Source organism: Mesorhizobium captivum (assembly GCF_033977165.1).
GTDB classification, from domain to species: Bacteria; Pseudomonadota; Alphaproteobacteria; order Rhizobiales; family Rhizobiaceae; genus Mesorhizobium; species Mesorhizobium captivum.
Genome location: NZ_JAVIJB010000108.1, coordinates 1 through 1,723, shown reverse-complemented (window position 1 = coordinate 1,723; position 1,723 = coordinate 1). Strand labels below are relative to the sequence as shown.

Genomic DNA, 1,723 nt, shown 5'->3' with positions numbered 1-1,723 from the left:
TGCCTTGGGAGGAATGCCTCATGAAAACGCGCGCCGCAGTTGCCGTTGGTGCCGGAAAGCCGCTGGAGATCATGGAGGTGGACCTCGAGGGCCCGCGCGACGGCGAGGTGCTGGTCGAGGTCAAGGCGACCGGCATCTGCCACACCGACGAGTTCACCCTGTCGGGCGCCGATCCGGAAGGCATCTTTCCGGCGATCCTCGGCCATGAGGGCGCCGGCATCGTCGTCGATGTCGGCAAGGGCGTGACCTCGGTCAAAAAGGGCGACCATGTCATCCCGCTCTATACGCCCGAATGCCGGCAGTGCCCGTCGTGCCTGTCGCGCAAGACCAATCTGTGCACCGCCATCCGCGCCACGCAAGGGCAAGGGCTGATGCCCGACGGCACCTCGCGCTTCTCGGTCAATGGCGAAAAGCTGTTCCACTATATGGGCTGCTCGACCTTCTCCAACTTCACCGTGCTGCCGGAGATCGCTGTCGCCAAGGTCAATCCCGACGCCCCCTTCGACAAGATCTGCTACATCGGCTGCGGCGTGACCACCGGCATCGGCGCGGTGATCAACACCGCCAAGGTCGAGCAGGGGGCGACGGCCGTCGTCTTCGGCCTCGGCGGCATCGGCTTGAACGTCATCCAGGGTCTTCGCCTTGCCGGCGCCGACATGATCATCGGCGTCGATGTCAACAACGACAAGAAGGCCTGGGGCGAGAAGTTCGGCATGACGCATTTCGTCAATCCGAAGGAGATCGACGGCGACATCGTGCCTTACCTGGTCAACATGACCAAGCGCGGCGCCGACCAGATCGGCGGCGCCGACTACACCTTCGACTGCACCGGCAACACCAAGGTGATGCGCCAGGCGCTGGAGGCCTCGCATCGCGGCTGGGGCAAGTCGGTCGTCATCGGCGTCGCCGGCGCCGGCCAGGAGATCGCGACCAGGCCGTTCCAGCTGGTCACCGGCCGCAGCTGGATGGGCACCGCCTTCGGCGGCGCGCGCGGCCGCACCGACGTGCCGAAGATCGTCGACTGGTACATGGAAAAGAAGATCCAGATCGACCCGATGATCACCCATACGCTGAAGCTGGAAGACATCAACAAGGGCTTCGACCTCATGCATGAGGGCAAGTCGATCCGCAGCGTCGTAATTTACTGAGGAAAGCCAAGAGGTCGCAGTCGATCACGCCCGCGCCCTTTGTGGTCAACATGGGAGGAAGTACGAATGCCTGAAAAACTGCACCCGAAGATCGACAACGGCCTGCCGAAGGAGAGCGCTTCCTTTTCCGGCGGCACACTGGTCTGCGCCTGCACCAGCAATCCGGTGAAGGTCAAGGTCAAGGGCCAGATCGCCCACAACCATGCCTGCGGCTGCACCAAATGCTGGAAGCCGGAAGGCGCTATCTTCTCGGTGGTTGCCGTTGCCGGCACCAGCGACGTCACCGTCACCGAGAACGGCGACAAGCTGAAGGTGGTCGACCCGGCCGCGCTGATCCAGCGCCATGCCTGCACCGGCTGCGGCGTGCACATGTACGGCCCGGTCGAGCGCGACCATGCCTTCAAGGGCCTGTCCTTCATCCATCCCGAGCGCTTCGAGGAGGACGGCTGGTCGCCGCCGGGCTTCGCCGCCTTCGTGTCGTCGATCATCGAATCCGGCGTCGACCCGAGCCGCATGGCCGGCATCCGCGGCCAGCTCAAGTCGATCGGGCTCGAACCCTATGACTGCCTCAACCC

Annotated in this window: 2 protein-coding genes; both read left to right on the top strand. The window is 64.2% G+C overall.

Annotated features, from left to right (window positions below):
* Positions 1 to 20: 20 nt before the first annotated feature.
* Positions 21 to 1,148: an S-(hydroxymethyl)glutathione dehydrogenase/class III alcohol dehydrogenase gene (locus RFM40_RS33475; RefSeq protein ID WP_320279049.1), complete on the top strand. Its 1,128-nt coding sequence runs from the start codon at positions 21 to 23 to the stop codon at positions 1,146 to 1,148.
* A gap of 66 nt (positions 1,149 to 1,214) precedes the next feature.
* A partial coding sequence (gene gfa / locus RFM40_RS33470) for an S-(hydroxymethyl)glutathione synthase (RefSeq protein WP_320230395.1) occupies positions 1,215 to 1,723 on the top strand: 509 nt, incomplete at its 3' end.